Origin of the sequence: Methylobacterium sp. Leaf118 (assembly GCF_920984675.1) — a bacterium.
In the GTDB taxonomy this organism is placed as follows: Bacteria; Pseudomonadota; Alphaproteobacteria; order Rhizobiales; family Beijerinckiaceae; genus Methylobacterium.
The window spans coordinates 46,949-63,976 of sequence record NZ_CAKLBV010000024.1; the positions used below are offsets into that span (position 1 = coordinate 46,949).

Genomic DNA, 17,028 nt, shown 5'->3' on the forward strand with positions numbered 1-17,028 from the left:
GGGCGCGATCCCCCGGACCGCGTCGCGACGGCCCATCCGGCGCAAGCCGGGCGATCAGCCGCGCCCGACATAGGGCATGCCCGTCGCCATCACGGTCATGAACAGGACGTTGGCCGAGAGCGGCAATCCGGCCATGTAGACCACCGCCTCGGCGACGTCCTGGGCCTGCATGAACGGCTCGGGCCGGATCGTCCCGTCGGCCTGACGGGCGCCCTGTCCGAAGCTCTCGGTCATCTCGGTCTGCGCGTTGCCGACATCGATCTGCCCGCAGGCGATGCCGAAGGGGCGCCCGTCGAGCGCGGTGGCGCGGGTGAGGCCGGTGATCGCGTGCTTGGTGGCCGAATAGGGCGCCGACATCGGCCGCGGCACGTGGGCTGCGAGCGAGCCGTTGTTGATGATGCGTCCGCCCCGGGGCTCCTGCGTCCGCATCCGGCGGAAGGCGGTGCGGGTGCATAGGAAGGCGCCCGTGAGATTGACGTTGACGCTGGCGAGCCAATCCTCGACCGCGACCTCGTCCACCCGCGCCGCCGGCGTGAAGATCCCGGCATTGTTGAACAGCAGGTCGATCCGTCCGAACCGCGCCGCGGCCTCCGCGAACAGCGCCTCGACGGCGGCCGGGTCGGACACGTCGGTCGGCACGCACAGCGCCGCCCCGGGCAGCGCCGCGGCGACCGTCTCCAGCGCCGCCCGCCGCCGCCCGGCCAGCACCAGCCGCCAACCGGCCGCCGCGAGTCCCTGCGCCACCGCTCGCCCGATGCCGGACCCCGCCCCCGTCACGACCGCCACGCCACCCGTCATCCGAACCTCCCGCGCCCGCCGTTCCTGCTTTGCAGGATGCGCAATCCGGTTGCCAGCCCGGCACGGCCCGTCTAGACAACCGGCGGCTCGGCACCGTTGGGGCGTCGCCAAGTGGTAAGGCAGCGGTTTTTGGTACCGCCATTCCCAGGTTCGAATCCTGGCGCCCCAGCCAAGCCTCCTAAGTCCCTGATCTCGCTCGTGTCTCCTGTGGCTGGGTATCTCTGTGGTCCAACTGGGTCACGGAGGTAGGTCACACGCGTGGGACACAGGAGGCGGGCCGAGTGGCGCTCGCAACGAACCTTAACCGCCGGGGCGCCGTCTATTACTGGCGGCGACGCGTGCCGGCGACATTCGCCTTGGCGACGGGCGCGAATTGGCTGAAGCTCAGCTTGAGGACGCGCGAGCCGGTTCGCGCGCGCTTCCTCGCCGCCCAACTGGACGCGACCGCCGCCGAACTGTTCATGACGACCCTGCCTGATGCCATCACAAGGGAGCAGCTCGCGACGCTGTTCCGGAAGGCCCTCCTCGGCCACGAGGCGAAGCTCGACCGCGTCGCGGCCTTCGCGCGCCAGGAACCCGACTTCGATCCAGCAGCCGAGATGGCCGCGGAACAGGCCATGGGCTGGAGCTATCGGGTCGCCTCTAGCCGGGGCGTGAACGGGCGCCTGACAGAGGATGACCGCGCTGCTATGGCGAAGGCGGGGCTAGCGGAAGCTGAGATCGCCTGTGTCGGCGATTGCCTCGACGCCATGCGGAGGAGTGGCGCCCTGGCACCCTCGCAGGCACGCATCCGCGAGATTGTCGAGGAGATTGGGGCACTGCCGACGCCGGGCAACGTGGCGCGGGCCGAGCCGATCTACCTGCGTGCCCTGGGTGAGGCCCTGCTGCGCACGCGCGACCGCTTCGTCTTGGACGCGCTGCCCTACGAGGACCTCATGGCGGACCTCGGTACGGAAGCAGGCGAAAACGCATCGGAACAGCCTGTTGCCGAACCGATAGTTGCCGTGGTGGACCCTATCACGGCATCGTCGGTTCCTCTCCCGATCGCGTCGAAAGGATCACCGCTCGCGCCAGCCTCAACATCCATTGTCACTATCGAGGCGATCGGTGGGAGGCTCATCGCGGAGAAGCGTCAGGATCGAGATTGGGACGACAAAACCTGTCGGCAGGCCGAGTTCATCTTTACGCTCTTCGGCCGCTTCCTGCGCGAAGAGCACGGGCTGACCGACCTCGCCGGGCTCAGGCAGACGCATTGTGATGCCTTCGACGGCTTCCTGCGTGGGCTGTTCACGAGCGTCGGGAAGAGCCCGAAGGACAAGGACCGTCCGATCCGCGAGTTGCGCCAGATCAGTGAGGCGAAGAAGCCCGGCGAGCGCGGCCTCGCCTCCGGTACCCGCAATAGGCACCTCACCTTCCTCGGACAGGCCCTCGTCCGTGCCCGAAAGGCGGGCGTGATCATCGACGCCGGGGTCTCCCTTGCCGAGTTCCGCGCCCGCAAGAAGAAGCGGGGCCGCGACCAGCGTCCGACGCCGCCGAGCTCGGCGCTTGCGACGTTCTTCTCGCTGCCGGTCTTCACGGGGTGTCGCGACTGGGACGACATCCATACCACCGGTACCGAGCTGTTCCATCGAGCTGCCTATTTCGGCCCGATGCTGGCGCACTACACGGGGATGCGGCGCGAGGAGTTTTGCGCGTTGAGCGTGGACGATGTCGTCACCACGAACGGCGAGCACCCCTACCTCCACGTCTGCTTCAATGCGTTCGGACGGGTGAAGAACGCGCAATCCGTGCGCAACCTCGCAGTCCATCCCGAACTCATCCGACTCGGCTTCCTCGACTACGTCGTTGCGGTGCACCGCCTGGGACATAAGCGCGTCTTTCCGGACCTGTTCTCACCCTCTACGCGTAGCCTTCTAGGCGATCGTCTCTACGACGAATTGCGCCCAGCCTTTACGATGGCAGAATTCACGACGCATCAGGTTCGACACTTCTTTGGCAATGCGCTCAAGCAGCAGAGGGTCGCCGAAGAGTTTAGAGCTGATCTGCTTGGTCACGGCGGAAAGAGCGAAACGACGGAACGCTACTGCAACCCCATCGGGATCAGTTTGCAATTGGAGGAACTGATGAAGCTCCCGATCCTGACTGCGCATCTGGTGCCAAGGCCAACTCGACTGGTGCCCTGGGTCGAGCGTGGCGAGATTCCGCCGTGGTCCCGTGCATTCCGTCAACGCTCTGTATCGCGCTCTGTACGCACCTGTTCTGCTTCCAGATCATGACCCATGAACGCAGACCGCCGGATCTGGATAAATGGATCGATACAGCTGCCCGTGGCCCCTCGCGTCCCTCACGCCTGCCTGACCTGACCAGCTGGCTTTGATGATCTTCCCTCGTCTTCGCCATCCGACACCTTCCCCGCTCAGCATGAGCGTATCAGTGGTGTCCGCGAAGCCGAGGGAGGATCGCTCTTTAGCCTCTGTTTGCTGAATGACGGTTTTGCGCCATCAGCGGACCTCCGACCGAAGACATTGGAATGGCCGCTTGGAGGCCAACAGCGGTTGTCGAGATGGAATGGTTGCTCCGACCACCATAACGTCCTCGGCAACGAACCGCTGCCGAAGCGACACGAACAAAAACGCCCCACCGTGATCGGTGGTTGGTTCAACAGCAAGGCACTCAACAGCCGCTTGAAAGCAGTCGTCGGGTTACTTGGCAGGATGACCGGGGGCGCGGTCACGTCCTTGCTTGGCTGGCTGCCGCCGGTGCAGCAAACATCTTGCGCTGGAGCAGTAAAGCTACGGTCATGATGGTAAGGCCGACGACGAGGCCGTTCGCTACCAGGAAAAGCACCGGGGCGAGGACGGCGACCGCTCCGGCATCGCCATGGGCAACCAGGCGAACCGGGGCCGTTGCCATGGCAGTCGCGCCGAAGCTGAAGGTCCAGAGCCCGGGGACAGCGCCGGCCTTCGCGATCCAAGGCGAGAGCCGGGCCAGAACCAGAACCTGGAGCAGACCGTAGCCGATCAGGGCATGCGCAAAGAGGTCCGGCGCTCCGCCCCCGACCGAGAGGTAGGCCACGGCCCCCACCGGCGCGGGCGCCAGCTGGATGCCCAGGGTCGGGCGCAACGCGACGGGCTTCTCAGGCCCGGTCAGCAGGCGGTGGAGCAGAACCGATTCCATCGCAAGCCAGGAGAACAGGCCGGCGCCGAAGGCGAGCTGACCCCAATCCTGGTAGCCCAGGGCCGACGCCCCAGTCGCCGAGACAAAGCTTCCGGCCACGGTCGGCAGGTACAGCACCGCGGTGGTGGTGCCGTGGTCCCGGCCGCCTTGCCAGAGGCCGCCCGTCCGCCAGACCGCGAAGCCGAGCGTGAACAGGAAGCCGAGGCCGAACAGGACGGTTGCGGCTCCGGCCGAGTAAGGGATGAGCCCGCTCGCGACGAGCATGGTCGCCACGCCGGCGAGGCCGATGAAGCAGCACTGGACCGCATGGGCCGCCTCGACCGCCAGCTTGTCCGGGGCGAGGACGGCCTTGAGGGCATAGAGGACGACGAGCACGGCCCAGACTGCGCCGGCAAGTGCGTAGACCGCCTCCCCGACGACCGTGGGCAGGTGCCAGGCGAGCGCGGCCGCGCGCCAAGCCCCGCCGAGGCCGGATAGCCCCAGGACGATGCCGAAGTAGGCGGCCGGCGTGTTCGCGGCGACTTCCCTAATGCGCTGCGCGAGGTGGAGGCGTGGGCCGGCGACGATAGAGACCGTGGTCATGACCGTTCCCCTGTGAGGTCGGGATGTTGTCGGGCGGGCGCTGCGCCCACCGCTTCTCGACAAGGATGATAATGGACGACGGCCGCGATCTTTATTCCTCTCTCGGCAATGGAGAGGTTCGCGACGCGATGCTTGAAGGCAGCCGCTCAGCCACCGATCTCGGCGCCTTCGAAACATGAAGAAGCGGTGGTGAAGATGGTTAGGACCTGGCTCGTCACGGGCTCGTCGCGGGGGCTCGGCCGGGCCTTGGCCCAGGCCGTCGTCGCGGCGGGTGAGCGGCTCTGCGCGACGGCGCGCGACCCTGCCGCGCTCGCGGACCTCGTCGAGGCCAGCGGCGAGCGCGTGTTAGCGCTGCCCCTCGACGTCACCGACGAGGCAGGTGCGCGCCGGGCGGTCGAGGTCGCGGCGGAGCGGTTCGGTCGGATCGACGTGGTCGTCAACAATGCCGGCTACGGCGACCTGGCGCCCATCGAGGACACCGACCTCGCCTCGTTCCGGGCGCAGGTCGAGACGAACCTGTTCGGGGTCGTCAACGTGACCAAGGCGGCCATCCCGCTACTCCGGAGGCAACGCCGCGGGCATTTCCTGCAGGTCTCCTCCATCGGTGGGCGAACCGGCGCAACTGGTCGCGGCCCTTACTCGGCCGCGAAGTTCGGCGTGGAGGGGTTCTCCGAGGTCCTGGCTATCGAGATGAAGCCCTTCGGCGTGCACGTCACCATCGTGGAACCCGGCGGCTTCCGCACCGACTTCGCGGGCTCGTCGACGCGGGTCGCTGAGGGCAACCCGGCCTACGCCGAGACCGTCGGCAAGGTCGCCGCCATGCAGCGATCCTACGACGGCAAGCAGCCCGGCGACCCAGAGCGCGCCGCTCGGGCGATGATGGCCGTCGTCTCGGCGAAAGCGCCGCCGTTGCGCTTGGTTCTGGGTAGCGACGCCTACGCGCGAGCCGAGGCAGGCGACGAGGCCCGGCTGGCCGAGCTGCGCGCTTGGCGCGACCTCAGCCTTTCGACCGACTTCGGCGACCGATAACCCCATCGGGCGGGGATCATCTCAGGCTTCGGCGCGGAGCTTCAGTTGAGGAGGCGGTTTCCCCGGAGCGCCGCAACCGCCATGTTGACGAAGGTCCTGACCTTCGCTGGCGCTTGGCGTCCCTCGGGATACAGCACGTGGATGGGCAGCGGCGGCTCCTCGTAATCGGCGAGCACGACCTGCAGCTTCCCTTCCAGCAAGGCGGAGCCGATCTGGTAGTGCAGCACCCGCGTGAGACCCCAGCCCGCCATGGCCGCGGCGATGCCGGCCTCGTTGGTGTTGCTCACCAGGGCGGGATGGACCGTCACGCGCTGGTCCTGCGCGAACCGCCACTCCGTCGACGCCCAGGCGCCCGTCGACATCGCGAGGCGATGGTCCCTCAGGTCCTGCGGGCTCTGCGGGACGCCGTGCCGCTCGAAATAGGCCGGCGCGCCGCAGACGACGCGGCGCACCGAGCCGACCCTGGCGGCCGTGAAGCCGGAATCGGGCAGGTGGCCGATGCGGACGGCGACGTCGATCCCCTCCTCGACGATGTTCACCGGCCGGTCGACGAACAGCGTCCGCGCGGACATGGTCGGGTAGGCGTCGAGATAGTCGGTTACGATGGGCAGCACGTACATGTGGCCGAACAGGACCGATCCGGTCACAGCGAGCGTCCCGGAGGGCGTCGCGTAGGAGCCGGCGGCAGCGGCCTCGGCCTCGACGATGTCGGCCAGGATGCGCCGGCAATCCTCATAGTAGCGCCCGCCGGCCTCGGTGAGCTTCACCGAGCGCGTGGTGCGCACGAACAAACGGGCGCCGATGGTCTCCTCGAGCGCGGCGACGGCTCGCGTCACCGCCGGCGGGCTCATGTGCATCAGGCGCGCCGTCTCGGCGAAGCTCGCTGTCTCCGCGACCTTGGCGAAGATGCGCATGGCCTGCCAGCGGTCCATGTCCCTGCTCCCCGTCCCGGGCGGCCCTAACATCGTGGCCGTGACGAATACAGACGTTCGCGTCAGCGCGCCGCGGTGTTGTGAACGGATGGTAAACCGCGCGAGAGACCCGTGCCTCTAGCTGGCAGGCAACGCGGCGACGCCCTCGGCGAGGCCCTCGATCTCGCGGCAGACCTCCGCAGATATGCCCCACCTGGCGGCACGCTCGCGCTCGTCGGCGAGACGGTCGCCGTCATGCGCGGCGGCCGCGAGGGCGAGCGTCAGGACGCGCGACGTCCGCGCGTCGAAGCTGCGCCCCTGCCGCGCGGCGTCGATCTCGGCGCCGCACAGCCCCAGCCTGCGGGCCTCGGCTTCCCGGTCCGCGGAGACGGGCACGTCGCAGTTCCCGTCGACCAGGGCGAGCGCGATGGACAGGCGTGCCCGCCCATCCAGGGTGAAGGACGACATGGCCGGGCTCCTGATATTGGAAAGGCGGTTCAGAAGCCGAAGTGGCTGAGACCCGGGTGGTCGTCGGGACGGCGCCCGAGCAGCCAGCGAAACTTGCGGTCCTCCTCCCGGATCGGGTGCTCGTTGATGCTGGCGTGGCGAGCCCGCATCAGGCCGTCCTCGGCGAACTCCCAGTTCTCGTTGCCGTAGGCCCGGAACCATTGGCCGCTGTCGTCGCGGTACTCGTAGGCGTAGCGCACCGCGATACGGTTGCCGGTGAAGGCCCAGAGCTCCTTAATCAGGCGATAGTCGAGCTCGCGGTTCCACTTGCGGGTGAGGAAAGCCTGGGCCTCGTCGCGGCTCGTGACGAACTCGGCCCTGTTCCGCCAACGGGTGTCGGTCGTGTAGGCTAGGGCCACCTTGGCGGAATCGCGGCTGTTCCAGCCGTCTTCGGCGAGGCGCACCTTCTCGATGGCGCTCTCTTCAGTGAACGGCGGTAACGGGGGACGGGACATCGGCTTCTCCTCGGGGTTTTCGGGGGTGAACACTTTTCGAGAGGACTGTCAGTGGGCCGGCGGGGTGGGGCCCTCGGCCATCGCCGCAGGTCAGAGCGCGAGATGGACGGGCCCGCTGCCCTCGGCCGGGGTGGCTGAGCAGATCAGCACCTCGTCGGCTGCGTAGGGCGCGGTGGGCGCCTTCGCGTAGGTGACGGCACCCTTGAGGAGCTTCGTCATGCAGGTGCCGCAGGTCCCGGTCCGGCAACTGAACTCCGGGCTGAGGCCGCGGGCCTCGGCGAGTTCGAGCAGCGTTCCGGCTTCCGGCGTCCAGCGCGCCTCCTTGGACGCGTTCAGGAAGGCGACCGGGACCGGCTCCGTCGACGCAGGCGGCAGCTTGGCCGCCTGGACGCCCGCTGGCACGCTCCTGACCAGCGAAGAGGGCCCGAAGGTCTCGGCGTGGATACGGTCGTCGGCGACGTTCAGGCCCCGCAGGCCGTCGTAGAGCGCCTGCGTGAAGGCGGTCGGACCGCAGAGGTAGAAGTCGTAGTCGCCGAACGGCAGCACGCGGGCGAGCAGCGCCATGTCGATCCGGCCAGCAACGTCGTAGTCGACGCCCTCCACGGCATCCTCAGGCGCGCTCAGCACCCGCACCACTCTGACCGCGCCCTGTCCCGCGGCGGCGAGCTCCGCCACTTCCCTATCGAAGGGACGCTCGTCCTTGGAGCGGGCCGCCTGGACCAGGGTGGTCAACCGGATGCCTCTGGTGCGCAGGCCCTCGTAGACGAGATAACGCAGCATCGCGAGGAGCGGCGTGATGCCGATGCCGCCGGCAAGCAGCACGGCCGGCCGCTTGGCATGGGCGTCGATGGTGAAGCCGCCAGCCGGAGCGCGCGCCTCCACCACGTCGCCGACCCGCAGCGTGTTGTGCAGGTGCCCGGACACGGTGCCGTCGCGCTTGACGCTGATGCGGTAGACCGCGTCCGAGGGCGCGACCGAGAGCGTATAGGTGCGGATGACCGGCTTGTCCGCGCTGGGGAGCGCCACGCGAATGGGCAGGTGCTGCCCCGCCTGATGCGGGATCAGCCCGGACCCGTCCGCAGGCTGGAGGTGGAAGGAGCGGATCGCGCGGCTCTCGTCGACGATCTTCGTGACTGTGAACGGGCGCCACTGCGTCGCGAGGTCCGCGGCCTGAAGGCGGTCGGCGGCCGCGTGCCAGTCACCGGTCATCAGGGAATTCGGCGACCAGCCGTCCTGCCGGAAGGTCCAGCGCAGGGGCAGCGCCCCCCGCCGCCGCACGACGCGGCGGGGCCGGAACGTCCAGAGCCGCTCGGCGCCCTGGAAGGCGGCGATCTCAGGGGAGGACAGGACGACCTCGGCGTCGCCGGTCATCTGCAGGAGGTCGCCGGTCTCGAAGTCGGCGAAGACGAGGCCGGCCCTGCCATTCAGGAGGATGTTGCCGAGCGTGGCGAAGAACAGGTTGCCGGCGAAGTCGGGGACCGTGAGCGTGCCGTCCTCGGCGACACGGACGAATCCGGCCTTGCCGCCGCGGTGCGAGACATCGACCTGCCGATGTCCGTCGCGCTCGGCGTAGGAGGCGACGAAGAAGGTGTCGGCACCCTTGATCATGGCGCGCGCCTTCGCGTCGAGGACGGCGTTCTCCTCGACGGTGCCAGAAAAGGGCTCACCCGGGTCGCGGACGAAGGCGAGATCGCGCAGCTGGATGTACTGCGGGCAGTTGCCGAAGCTCTGGTCGACGGCGAAGTTCAGGATGCCTTCCGCCGCGGCGCGGATGAGGCCGTTCACGCGGTTGCGGCGGCGGGTGTGAAGTTCGATCCCGAGGAGCCCGATGGCGTCTCCCTCGCGCAAGCCCGCGCTCGCTGGGTCGCTCGGATCCGGCCGCACCGCGATGTCGAGGGTCGTCGGCGTCGGCGAGGCGATGAAGCCGGGACCGCCGCCGACCAGCGTCGCCCAGGCGTCGCCCTGATTGTCGACACTGCCGGCCACGATGAACGGGATCTGTTCGTAGAACGCGCGGTGCTGGTCGGGCATGAAGTCCCGCACCACGCGGCGCCCGACTTCCTCCATCCGCTCGGCCACGCCGACCTGCTGCTGGATGACCTTCTCGCCCGGATGCCAGGTCGAGGACTTCGTGATGGTCGGACCGTCGCTCATGGTGCTCTCCCGTCCGGTTCGGTCGGTCGCGCCTGACGGCACGACCGCACCCGCAAGGTCACGCGGCGGCCGAGAGGCCGGCCGGGGTCTGGACGAAAGGGAGGAAGCCCGGCAGGGCCTCGATCCGGCGTAGGTACGCGTTGACCTTGGCGTAGCCGGAGAGGTCGACGTTGCCCTCCGGCGCACGCGCCAGGTAGCTGTAGAGCGCCACGTCCGCGATGGTGGGGCGCTCGCCGACCAGCCAGTCGCGACCGTCGAGATGCGCCTCCAGGCGTCCGAGCAGCGTGTGCGCCCGGCCGATCACCTCCTCTGGGTTGAACTTCGCGCCGAACACGGTGACGAGGCGCGCGGCCGCCGGGCCGTAGGCAAGCTCGCCGGCCGCGACCGACAGCCAACGCTGCACGGCGGCCTCGCCTTCGGCGTCCGCCGGCAGCCAGTCCGTGCGCCCGAGCTTCCGGGCTACATACACGAGGATGGCGTTCGAGTCCGAGATGACCGTCCCGTCATCGTCGAGGACCGGCACCTGCCCGAACGGGTTGAGAGCGAGGAACTCGGGACGCTTGTGCGCGGCCGCCTTCAGGTCCACCTCGACCGCCTCGTGGGCCACGCCGAGTAGCGAGAGGAACAGGCGAGCCCGGTGCGCGTGGCCCGAGAGAGGGTGGTGGTAGAGCTTCATGAACGTGTTCCCTTAATTCTGGACCGGGCGAAGCCCCGAACCACAAGGACAAGGTGCCCTGGTGGAAGCACGGCGAGAATGCTCGCCCTTGGCAGTTCATTGTTGTCGCAAGCGGAACAATCAAACGCGAGGGGAGCCGGTCGTCACCGTGCAGTCGGTGTCCGGCCCCCTTTCAAGCGGTTACGCCTGCCCCTTCGCGGCCAGGAAGCCGGCGTAGTTGTTGCCGGCAAAGGGCAGGTGGTCGCCCATCAGCCTCGCATGCGCCTCGCCCGTGGAGGACTGCCAGTGGGCGAGGAGTTCCGCACCGACGGCGACCCAGTTGATCGGCACGATGCCGGCCTGGACCATCCGGGTGATAGCCGCGTCCTCGACGAGCTTGCTCCAGGTGCCGGAGGCGTCGACGACCGCGTAGACGTCGTATCCCGCGTCCTTCGCCGACAGGGCCGCGAAGGCGACGCACACGTCCGTCGAGATTCCGGCGATCAGGAGCTTCTTGCGGCCGGTCGCCTTCACGGCAGCCGCGAAGTCGGCGTTGTCGAAGGCGTTGATCTCGCCCGGCCGATGCACGATGGCGGCGTTCGGCAGGCCCTGCGCCACCACCGGCATGACCGGGCCGTTCGGGCCGTCCGAGGCGCTAGTCGTGATCACGGCCGGCAGATCGTAGACCTGCGCGATGGTCACGAGCGCCTTCACGTTGTTCTGGAAATCCGCGGGCGACTGGGTCTGCACGCCGTTGGCGAGCCCGGTCTGATGGTCGACAAACAGCACGGCGGCGTTCTCGGCAGTCAATCTATCGTAGGACATGACGTTCTCCTTCGGGTGGGGCGGCCTCGCTCCGGAACCGCCTGACACCCCGAAGATGCCGTCCCACGTCCGGTGCCACTAGCCGTCTTTCCAGGCACTCTGCGTTCCTGAATGCGGGACGCGGTGATGGCGACTACGTCCTTGGGCGGGATCATATGGCCACGGCGAAGCGGCTTACCGGCCGAGGCGCTCCATCAGCACGTCCGTCAAGGCCTGTACCTTGCGCGATGGGTGCTGCCCGGGCGGGCGCACGACGAACATGCCGATGGAGGGTAGGGCGTATCCCGGCATGACCGGCACCAGAGAGCCGGCTGCCACGTAGGGCTCCGCGATGACGTCGGGCAGCGCGGTGAGGCCCGCGCCCGCGGCTGTCGCCTCCGCGATGGCCACCGCACTGTCGGCGCGGAAGCGGCCCGTCGGGCGGACCGGGAACGACTTGCCACCGGCGCTGAACGTCCAGGTCTCCGTGCCGATCATCACGGCCGGGTGTCCGGGCACATCATCCGGCGTCTCGGGCGCGCCGTGCGCGGCGACATAGTCGGGGCTTGCGAACAGACGAACTGAGAAGGACCCGATGCGGCGTGCGACGAGGTTCGAATCCGCAAGGTAGCCGACCCGGATGCCGCAGTCGAAGCCCTCCGTAACGAGGTCGACGTAGCGGTCGCTGTAGCGGCAGTTGATCTGCAGTTGGGGATGGCGGCGAGTGAGTTCGGCGATGGCCGGCGCGAAGTGCGTCGGGCCGAACGTGGAGGGCACGGCGACCCGCAGGAGGCCGCGGAGCGCGCCGCCGACCGAGACCGCCTCCAGGGCCGCGTCCACTTCGGCGCAAATCCGCGCGGCGTGCTCACGGAACGTCGTGCCCGCCTCGGTCAGGGCCGCGCCGCGGGTGGTGCGGGCGAGGAGCTGGGTGCCGATCTCGGCCTCCAGCCGCAGTAGCCGCCGGCTGACGATGGACTTCGCCATGTTGAGGCGGCGGGAGGCGGCCGAGACCCCTCCCGCGTCGGCGACCTCCACGAAGGTCCTCAGGTCGTCGACGTCCATGCGTGTTCCGCTTCCCGGGACGGAGCTTGCCAGGATCGGACGATACCGTCCCTGGTACGACGACGCTACGTTCCATGGCGGAGATGCCCACTAAGAAAGGACAACGACCATGGACGTGACCAAGCTCAGACGCGGCGACCGCATGGGTGACCCAACCCGCGGCTTCGCCGTCGAGATCATCCGTCCCGGGCTGAGCCTCAGCGGCGGAGATAGCGGCCTGGGCGCCATCGGCCGGATCGACCGCGCCACCGTGGTGCCCGGGCACGTCATTGGGATGCACCCGCACCGCGACGACGAAATCCTGACCTACGTCCGGGCCGGACGGATGCTCCACCGGGACACGGTCGGAAACGCGGAGGAGATCACGACGACGCGCCTGATGATGATGAACGCCGGCCACACCTTCCAGCACGAGGAGCGCATGCTGGACCACGGCCCAGTCGAGGCACTGCAGATCTTCCTGCGGCCGCGGGCGGCCGACCTCGGACCCAAGGTCCAGTTCCACGACTTCGGGGAGGTGTTGAGCCACAGCAAGTGGCGCCTCATCGCGGGGCCCGAGGGCGCGCCGCTGGAGGTCCGAGCCCAGGCATGGGTCTCCGACGCGCATGTTGCGGCCGGGGCAGCGTTGTCCCTGCCGCCGCTTCCGGCGCCCGATGCGGTTCGCCTGCTCCACGTCTTCGGCGGCGACGTCGAGGTCGGCGGCTTGACGCTGCGGGCGGGTGACACGGCGTACCTCAAGGGGGACGGCGGGAGGGTGCTGGCCGGCTCCGACGCCGACCTCGTCCTCTTCGTGACCGATCAGGGCGCACCGGTCTTCCGCGGTGGCATGTTCAGCGGGAACGTACTCGCTGATTAATCGCGCGTTCCGCGCGCCGGTCGTGTCCCTCGATGGAATCATCGAACTCGACCGGGGCGCGCAGCGGAAGGTGCAACGGTGGAGGTCGGTTGCGAGGCCGGTGCCTGTCGAGAGCCGGACCCATAGCCTTCCACCACGTAGTGAACCGCACTGACATGCCTGCTACCCGTCGGTCGCTAATGTGCCCGTAGCTGCTGATGTCGTGGCCGCCGCTCATAGGTCCGCTTCTTCCTACCAAGCGGAGTTCTGGGCTCGCAGGCTTGAAGGTCTGCAAGGGGTCAGGAGTTCGCCCCCGGCTTGTTAGGCTGTGCGCCACTTGCAGACCGTTGGCCAAAACAATCGTAATGGCCGCTCGTCACCCTACAGCGGCCGTTGGTCGGATAAGCCAAGTACGATGACCACCACCTCCTGGTGACGTGGCCGCCGCCTACAGCCTGAGATCAGGCCCTTGCCTTGACCGGGAGCCGAAAGGGTGCGCCGAGCCGGTTGAACGCATTCATCGCCGCGATCGTGATGGTGAGATCCACGAGATCCTTGGACGCAAAGGCCGCGCTTGCAGCCGCATAGGCTTCGTCGGAAGCGTGCGTCTCGCTGACAAGCGTGACTTCTTCCGCCCATGCGAGCGCAGCGCGATATTGGTCGGAGAACAGGTGAGGCACCTCAGCCCAGACCGGAACCAGGGCAACCTTCTCGAACGGCATCGTCTTGAGGAGGTCACGGGTGTGTAAGTCGATGCAGTGCGCGCAGCCATTGATTTGTGACACGCGCAGGAAGACGAGGTGGATCAGTTCGTGGGGCAGGTCGGTGCCCGTGGTGATGTAGTGGTGGATGCCGAAGAGCGCCTTCGCACCCTGCGGTGCCACCTCGTTCCAGACCAATCGCTTGTTCTCACTCATAACATTTTTCCATGCTTGGAGCGCCGAAGATCGACGTTCGAAGCTATGACGGGCCGACCGGTCGAGGTGTGACATGCCAAGCGGCATTTCTGCCTGATGCGGCCGATGTCACATCAAGGCACCTCCGATCGTCTTATCCTTGCGATCAAGGTGCCCGAGCGATCGGGACAGCGGATATGGTCGCTGACAAAACGGTGCGGGTGTAGGCGATGGACAGTCCGCGGACGGCCGACTTCGAAGCGGAGCGCAGGCGCCTGACGCGACTGGCCTACCGGATGACGGGCTCGCTTACCGAGGCGGAGGACGTCGTGCAGGACGCGTGGCTGAGGTGGGCTGGGGTTGATGGCGGCATCGAATCGCCTCCCGCCTATCTCACCCGCATCGTCACGCGTCTTTGCCTCGACCGGAGCCGCTCGGCACGGGCGCAGCGGGAAACCTACGTCGGACCCTGGCTGCCCGATCCCCTGGTCGGAACCGTGGAACTGAGCGAGACCGTCTCGGACGACATCACGGTCACGCTGATGCTGGCCCTGGAGCGTTTGTCGCCCCTGGAACGAGCGGCCTTCCTCCTGCACGATGTTTTTGACGTGCCGCTGTCCGAGGTAGCCATCATCCTCGACCGCGAGCCAGCCGCGGTCCGCCAGCTCGCATCACGCGCCCGCAAGCACGTGCGAGGCGCGCGTCCCCGGTTCGATATCGAACCGGCAGATGCAGAGCGGATCACCCGTGCCTTCTTCGCCGCCGCACGCGACGGGGACGTTGCAGCCCTGTCGTCGCTGCTGGCGAAGAATGTCGAGATCCATACCGATGGCGGAGGCAAAGTTCTTGCTTTCCGCAATATCATTCGCGGCATTGAGCGAGTTCTGCGTCTCTTTGCCAGCCAAGGACGCAAAAATTCCGTGCCGCCAAGGCTGCTTCGCGTTGTCACTATCCACGGCCTATCGGGCTATATCAGCATTGACGGACGCGGCCTCCTTCAGACGACCGCACTCGATATTCATGAAGACGGCATTTCCGCGATATACATTGTTAAAAACCCGGAAAAGCTGGCCCACTTGACGGTTTAGAAAAAATGCACAAATGCTTCGCACCAAAACGAGCATACTGCAGTGCCTCCCAAGTGAATATAATAATGTAAATTACCGTTTGGCAGGCGGCCTGCATGGCTTATTCACGGATGAACGTCCACTTTGGGGTAAAAAGTCAAAAGGCGCTTGTCACCACATTCTGACTTTCTACAGCCTCACCTTAAATGTCCGTTCGGCGTTAGGAGTGCGAGACCAGGACATCCATCTGCTGCAGCTTGGCGACTGCGTCCTCCGGTTTGTGCAGCTTCGCTCCCATCTGCCCGCCCTCGTCCCGGCTCGAAACCATACCTTGAGGCGGAACGCTTCAGTGCGAGCGGATCATATCTTGGCCTGAGAGAAGATATGTGTTGAACCAAATCGATTATTTGTGCGCCACATCTGCCGATAACTCTTGGAGATCGAATTCGTACTCGATTTCTTGCAATATTTCGTCACGGATCCGCCCAGAGCGATGAAGTCGAAGAGCTTCTGCGCGGCCGACAGCGATCACGGCAAGCAAGTCACGGCGGTCCATTGAATGATTGTTTGCGCAATCAAGCGAAATATTGCTGAATTCACTGTCCAGGGCAGAAGGATGTGGAGCATATTTCAGCATCCGCGAATACACAATTTTTCCGTCATTAGCATGCGTGAGCTTCTCCGCTTCTTTTAATTGAACGTGGACAATGTGCGAGTGGGCCTGAGCTCGACTAAGGTGTGCCGCGTCGCTGTCGGGATCCGCCTGCAAGCTCAGCAGCCGGATCAATGGGCCAAGCGTAGTGCCTTGCAGCAGATTCGTCACCAATATCACCGCAAAAGCCGAAGCGAGGATTAGGTCTCGCCCAGGCACGGCGTCCGGCAGAGCGATGGCGATTGCCAGGGTCACCACACCTCGCATGCCGCTCCAGGCAAGCGTGGTCGCCGCCGCTGGGGATAAAGGAGCCCATGTGGTGCGCAGTAGACGGCCAGTGATATGCTTGAAACCATACACGCCGAAGACCCAGGCGAAGCGCGATAAGACGACCGCCGCCACGATTCCAGTCACTGGGCCGACGAGGAACAGAACCTCCTCGTGCGCACTGCCCAGCCGCTCCGCGACACCGCGGAACGATAAGCCAATCAAAACAAAGACGAAGGCCTCCAACAAATAGATCATCACGTGCCAAGTGGCGGTCGTTCGGAGGCGGACCCCGGCCGTGAACACAGTGTGCTGATGCCAACCTAGGATCAGCCCCGCAACCACAGTGGCTATAACACCGGAGACATGAGCTGCCTCTCCACCGACGTAGGCCGCCCAAGGCAAAACAAAGGTCGCGGCAATCGTTAGGTGGACGTCTTTCAGTAGACGCAGGAGTTGCACCCAAACTAAACCGATCCCAACACCGACCGCGATGCCGCCAAAGGCCAAGCCCCCGAACGCCAAGCCAGCTTCAGTAGCGCTGAAATTACCTGATAGTGTCGCAGCAACTGCGAAGCGGTAGAGGACCAAGCCGGCTGCGTCGTTGAGCAGGCTCTCGCCCTCCAGAAGCACAGCGAGACGCATCGGTAGCCTTACGCGCGTGAGTAGCGCCTTCGCAGCGACTGCATCGGGCGGCGAGACCACTGCTCCTAGAGTAAAGCATGCGGCCCACGGCAGACTTGGTACGAGCCAGTGTGTTGCAAGTCCAACAGCGAGCGTCGTGAAAGCAACCGCACCGATGGCCAGAGCGAGGATGCTGGGCAGGTCCCGCACAAACGCTGTCCATGCGGTGGAATAAGCACCGTGGATTAAAAGCGGTGGCAGAAAGAGAACTAGGATAAAGTCGGGATCGAGGCTGAATGCTGGCAATCCTGGCGTAAAGGCCAGAGCGATTCCTCCGATGATGAGGGCTGCAGTTGGCGGGAGACGGGTAACTCGGGCTAGAACCTCTAGGCCAAGCGTAGCGACGAGAAGGATTAGGATAAACTCGAAGGTCGCGACCGGTGACATCATAGCTCTTAGATCCGATCCTTCTCCGCGGGTCGTGTCCCAGGGGGTGGTGTAGGAGCAGCCCACCGCTGAGGTGGTCATCGCCGGTCTTCGAGTAGGGTTCGAG

15 protein-coding genes and 1 tRNA gene are annotated in these 17,028 nt (G+C 66.4%); 5 read left to right on the forward strand and 11 right to left on the reverse strand.

Annotated elements, in window-relative coordinates:
* Positions 1 to 54: 54 nt before the first annotated feature.
* On the reverse strand, positions 55 to 798 hold the full coding sequence (locus LW587_RS12355) for an SDR family oxidoreductase (protein ID WP_232629899.1): 744 nt from the start codon (positions 796 to 798) through the stop codon (positions 55 to 57).
* Positions 799 to 895: 97 nt separating this feature from the next.
* Here LW587_RS12355 and LW587_RS12360 point away from each other — a divergent pair.
* Both LW587_RS12360 and LW587_RS12365 read left to right on the forward strand, forming a co-directional pair.
* Positions 896 to 970 (forward strand) — tRNA-Gln (locus LW587_RS12360).
* 109 nt (positions 971 to 1,079) lie between these two features.
* Positions 1,080 to 3,074 (forward strand): DUF6538 domain-containing protein, encoded by a 1,995-nt coding sequence (locus tag LW587_RS12365; protein WP_232629900.1) that lies wholly within the window; start codon positions 1,080 to 1,082, stop codon positions 3,072 to 3,074.
* 454 nt (positions 3,075 to 3,528) lie between these two features.
* Here the strand turns inward: LW587_RS12365 and tehA are convergent, their stop codons facing one another.
* Positions 3,529 to 4,557: a dicarboxylate transporter/tellurite-resistance protein TehA gene (gene tehA / locus LW587_RS12370; protein ID WP_232629901.1), complete on the reverse strand. Its 1,029-nt coding sequence runs from the start codon at positions 4,555 to 4,557 to the stop codon at positions 3,529 to 3,531.
* A gap of 195 nt (positions 4,558 to 4,752) precedes the next feature.
* On the opposite strand from tehA, the gene LW587_RS12375 reads away from it, so the two are divergent.
* Positions 4,753 to 5,586, forward strand: coding sequence for an oxidoreductase (locus tag LW587_RS12375; RefSeq protein WP_056532105.1), 834 nt, complete (start codon positions 4,753 to 4,755; stop codon positions 5,584 to 5,586).
* Between the two features lie 41 nt (positions 5,587 to 5,627).
* On the opposite strand, the gene LW587_RS12380 is transcribed toward LW587_RS12375, so the two are convergent.
* The 7 genes from LW587_RS12380 to LW587_RS12410 all read right to left on the reverse strand — a co-directional run bounded on the left by LW587_RS12380 (position 5,628) and on the right by LW587_RS12410 (position 12,134).
* Complete coding sequence (locus tag LW587_RS12380; protein WP_232629902.1) at positions 5,628 to 6,518, reverse strand: LysR family transcriptional regulator; 891 nt, start codon at positions 6,516 to 6,518, stop codon at positions 5,628 to 5,630.
* 117 nt (positions 6,519 to 6,635) lie between these two features.
* Positions 6,636 to 6,965, reverse strand: a complete 330-nt coding sequence (locus LW587_RS12385) for a hypothetical protein (RefSeq protein ID WP_232629903.1) — start codon at positions 6,963 to 6,965, stop codon at positions 6,636 to 6,638.
* A 29-nt stretch (positions 6,966 to 6,994) separates the two neighbouring features.
* Entirely contained in the window at positions 6,995 to 7,459 is a 465-nt protein-coding gene (locus LW587_RS12390; RefSeq protein WP_056532008.1) for a nuclear transport factor 2 family protein, read from the reverse strand.
* Positions 7,460 to 7,549: 90 nt separating this feature from the next.
* Positions 7,550 to 9,613: a 2Fe-2S iron-sulfur cluster-binding protein gene (locus tag LW587_RS12395; protein ID WP_232629904.1), complete on the reverse strand. Its 2,064-nt coding sequence runs from the start codon at positions 9,611 to 9,613 to the stop codon at positions 7,550 to 7,552.
* 58 nt (positions 9,614 to 9,671) lie between these two features.
* The gene (locus LW587_RS12400) at positions 9,672 to 10,289 is read right to left on the reverse strand and encodes a glutathione S-transferase family protein (protein ID WP_056532013.1); all 618 of its coding nucleotides are present in this window, start codon (positions 10,287 to 10,289) and stop codon (positions 9,672 to 9,674) included.
* Between the two features lie 180 nt (positions 10,290 to 10,469).
* The gene (locus tag LW587_RS12405) at positions 10,470 to 11,093 is read right to left on the reverse strand and encodes an isochorismatase family protein (protein WP_056532015.1); all 624 of its coding nucleotides are present in this window, start codon (positions 11,091 to 11,093) and stop codon (positions 10,470 to 10,472) included.
* 174 nt (positions 11,094 to 11,267) lie between these two features.
* Positions 11,268 to 12,134: a LysR family transcriptional regulator gene (locus tag LW587_RS12410; protein ID WP_056532017.1), complete on the reverse strand. Its 867-nt coding sequence runs from the start codon at positions 12,132 to 12,134 to the stop codon at positions 11,268 to 11,270.
* A 109-nt stretch (positions 12,135 to 12,243) separates the two neighbouring features.
* Between LW587_RS12410 and LW587_RS12415 the strand changes: the two genes are divergently transcribed.
* Entirely contained in the window at positions 12,244 to 12,990 is a 747-nt protein-coding gene (locus LW587_RS12415; RefSeq protein WP_056532019.1) for a pirin family protein, read from the forward strand.
* Positions 12,991 to 13,430: 440 nt separating this feature from the next.
* On the opposite strand, the gene LW587_RS12420 is transcribed toward LW587_RS12415, so the two are convergent.
* Positions 13,431 to 13,886 carry a carboxymuconolactone decarboxylase family protein gene (locus LW587_RS12420; protein ID WP_056205141.1) on the reverse strand — a complete coding sequence of 152 codons (456 nt, stop codon included), beginning with the start codon at positions 13,884 to 13,886 and terminating at the stop codon, positions 13,431 to 13,433.
* Positions 13,887 to 14,095: 209 nt separating this feature from the next.
* Here LW587_RS12420 and LW587_RS12425 point away from each other — a divergent pair, with 209 nt between their 5' ends.
* A complete protein-coding gene (locus LW587_RS12425; protein WP_056205143.1) occupies positions 14,096 to 14,953 on the forward strand; it encodes a sigma-70 family RNA polymerase sigma factor in 858 nt (285 codons plus the stop codon).
* 382 nt (positions 14,954 to 15,335) lie between these two features.
* Here LW587_RS12425 and LW587_RS12430 read toward each other — a convergent pair whose 3' ends face one another.
* Positions 15,336 to 17,003 (reverse strand): cation:proton antiporter, encoded by a 1,668-nt coding sequence (locus LW587_RS12430; RefSeq protein ID WP_332839834.1) that lies wholly within the window; start codon positions 17,001 to 17,003, stop codon positions 15,336 to 15,338.
* Between the last annotated feature and the right edge of the window lie 25 nt (positions 17,004 to 17,028).

Coding starts and splice junctions, on each gene's coding strand:
- LW587_RS12395 (WP_232629904.1), bottom strand. CDS start 9,613: ATGAGCGACGGTCCGACCATCACGAAGTCCTCGACCTGGCATCCGGGC.
- LW587_RS12400 (WP_056532013.1), bottom strand. CDS start 10,289: ATGAAGCTCTACCACCACCCTCTCTCGGGCCACGCGCACCGGGCTCGC.
- LW587_RS12420 (WP_056205141.1), bottom strand. CDS start 13,886: ATGAGTGAGAACAAGCGATTGGTCTGGAACGAGGTGGCACCGCAGGGT.
- LW587_RS12410 (WP_056532017.1), bottom strand. CDS start 12,134: ATGGACGTCGACGACCTGAGGACCTTCGTGGAGGTCGCCGACGCGGGA.
- tehA (WP_232629901.1), bottom strand. CDS start 4,557: ATGACCACGGTCTCTATCGTCGCCGGCCCACGCCTCCACCTCGCGCAG.
- LW587_RS12425 (WP_056205143.1), top strand. CDS start 14,096: ATGGACAGTCCGCGGACGGCCGACTTCGAAGCGGAGCGCAGGCGCCTG.
- LW587_RS12405 (WP_056532015.1), bottom strand. CDS start 11,093: ATGTCCTACGATAGATTGACTGCCGAGAACGCCGCCGTGCTGTTTGTC.
- LW587_RS12385 (WP_232629903.1), bottom strand. CDS start 6,965: ATGTCGTCCTTCACCCTGGATGGGCGGGCACGCCTGTCCATCGCGCTC.
- LW587_RS12430 (WP_332839834.1), bottom strand. CDS start 17,003: ATGACCACCTCAGCGGTGGGCTGCTCCTACACCACCCCCTGGGACACG.
- LW587_RS12380 (WP_232629902.1), bottom strand. CDS start 6,518: ATGGACCGCTGGCAGGCCATGCGCATCTTCGCCAAGGTCGCGGAGACA.
- LW587_RS12355 (WP_232629899.1), bottom strand. CDS start 798: ATGACGGGTGGCGTGGCGGTCGTGACGGGGGCGGGGTCCGGCATCGGG.
- LW587_RS12415 (WP_056532019.1), top strand. CDS start 12,244: ATGGACGTGACCAAGCTCAGACGCGGCGACCGCATGGGTGACCCAACC.
- LW587_RS12390 (WP_056532008.1), bottom strand. CDS start 7,459: ATGTCCCGTCCCCCGTTACCGCCGTTCACTGAAGAGAGCGCCATCGAG.
- LW587_RS12375 (WP_056532105.1), top strand. CDS start 4,753: ATGGTTAGGACCTGGCTCGTCACGGGCTCGTCGCGGGGGCTCGGCCGG.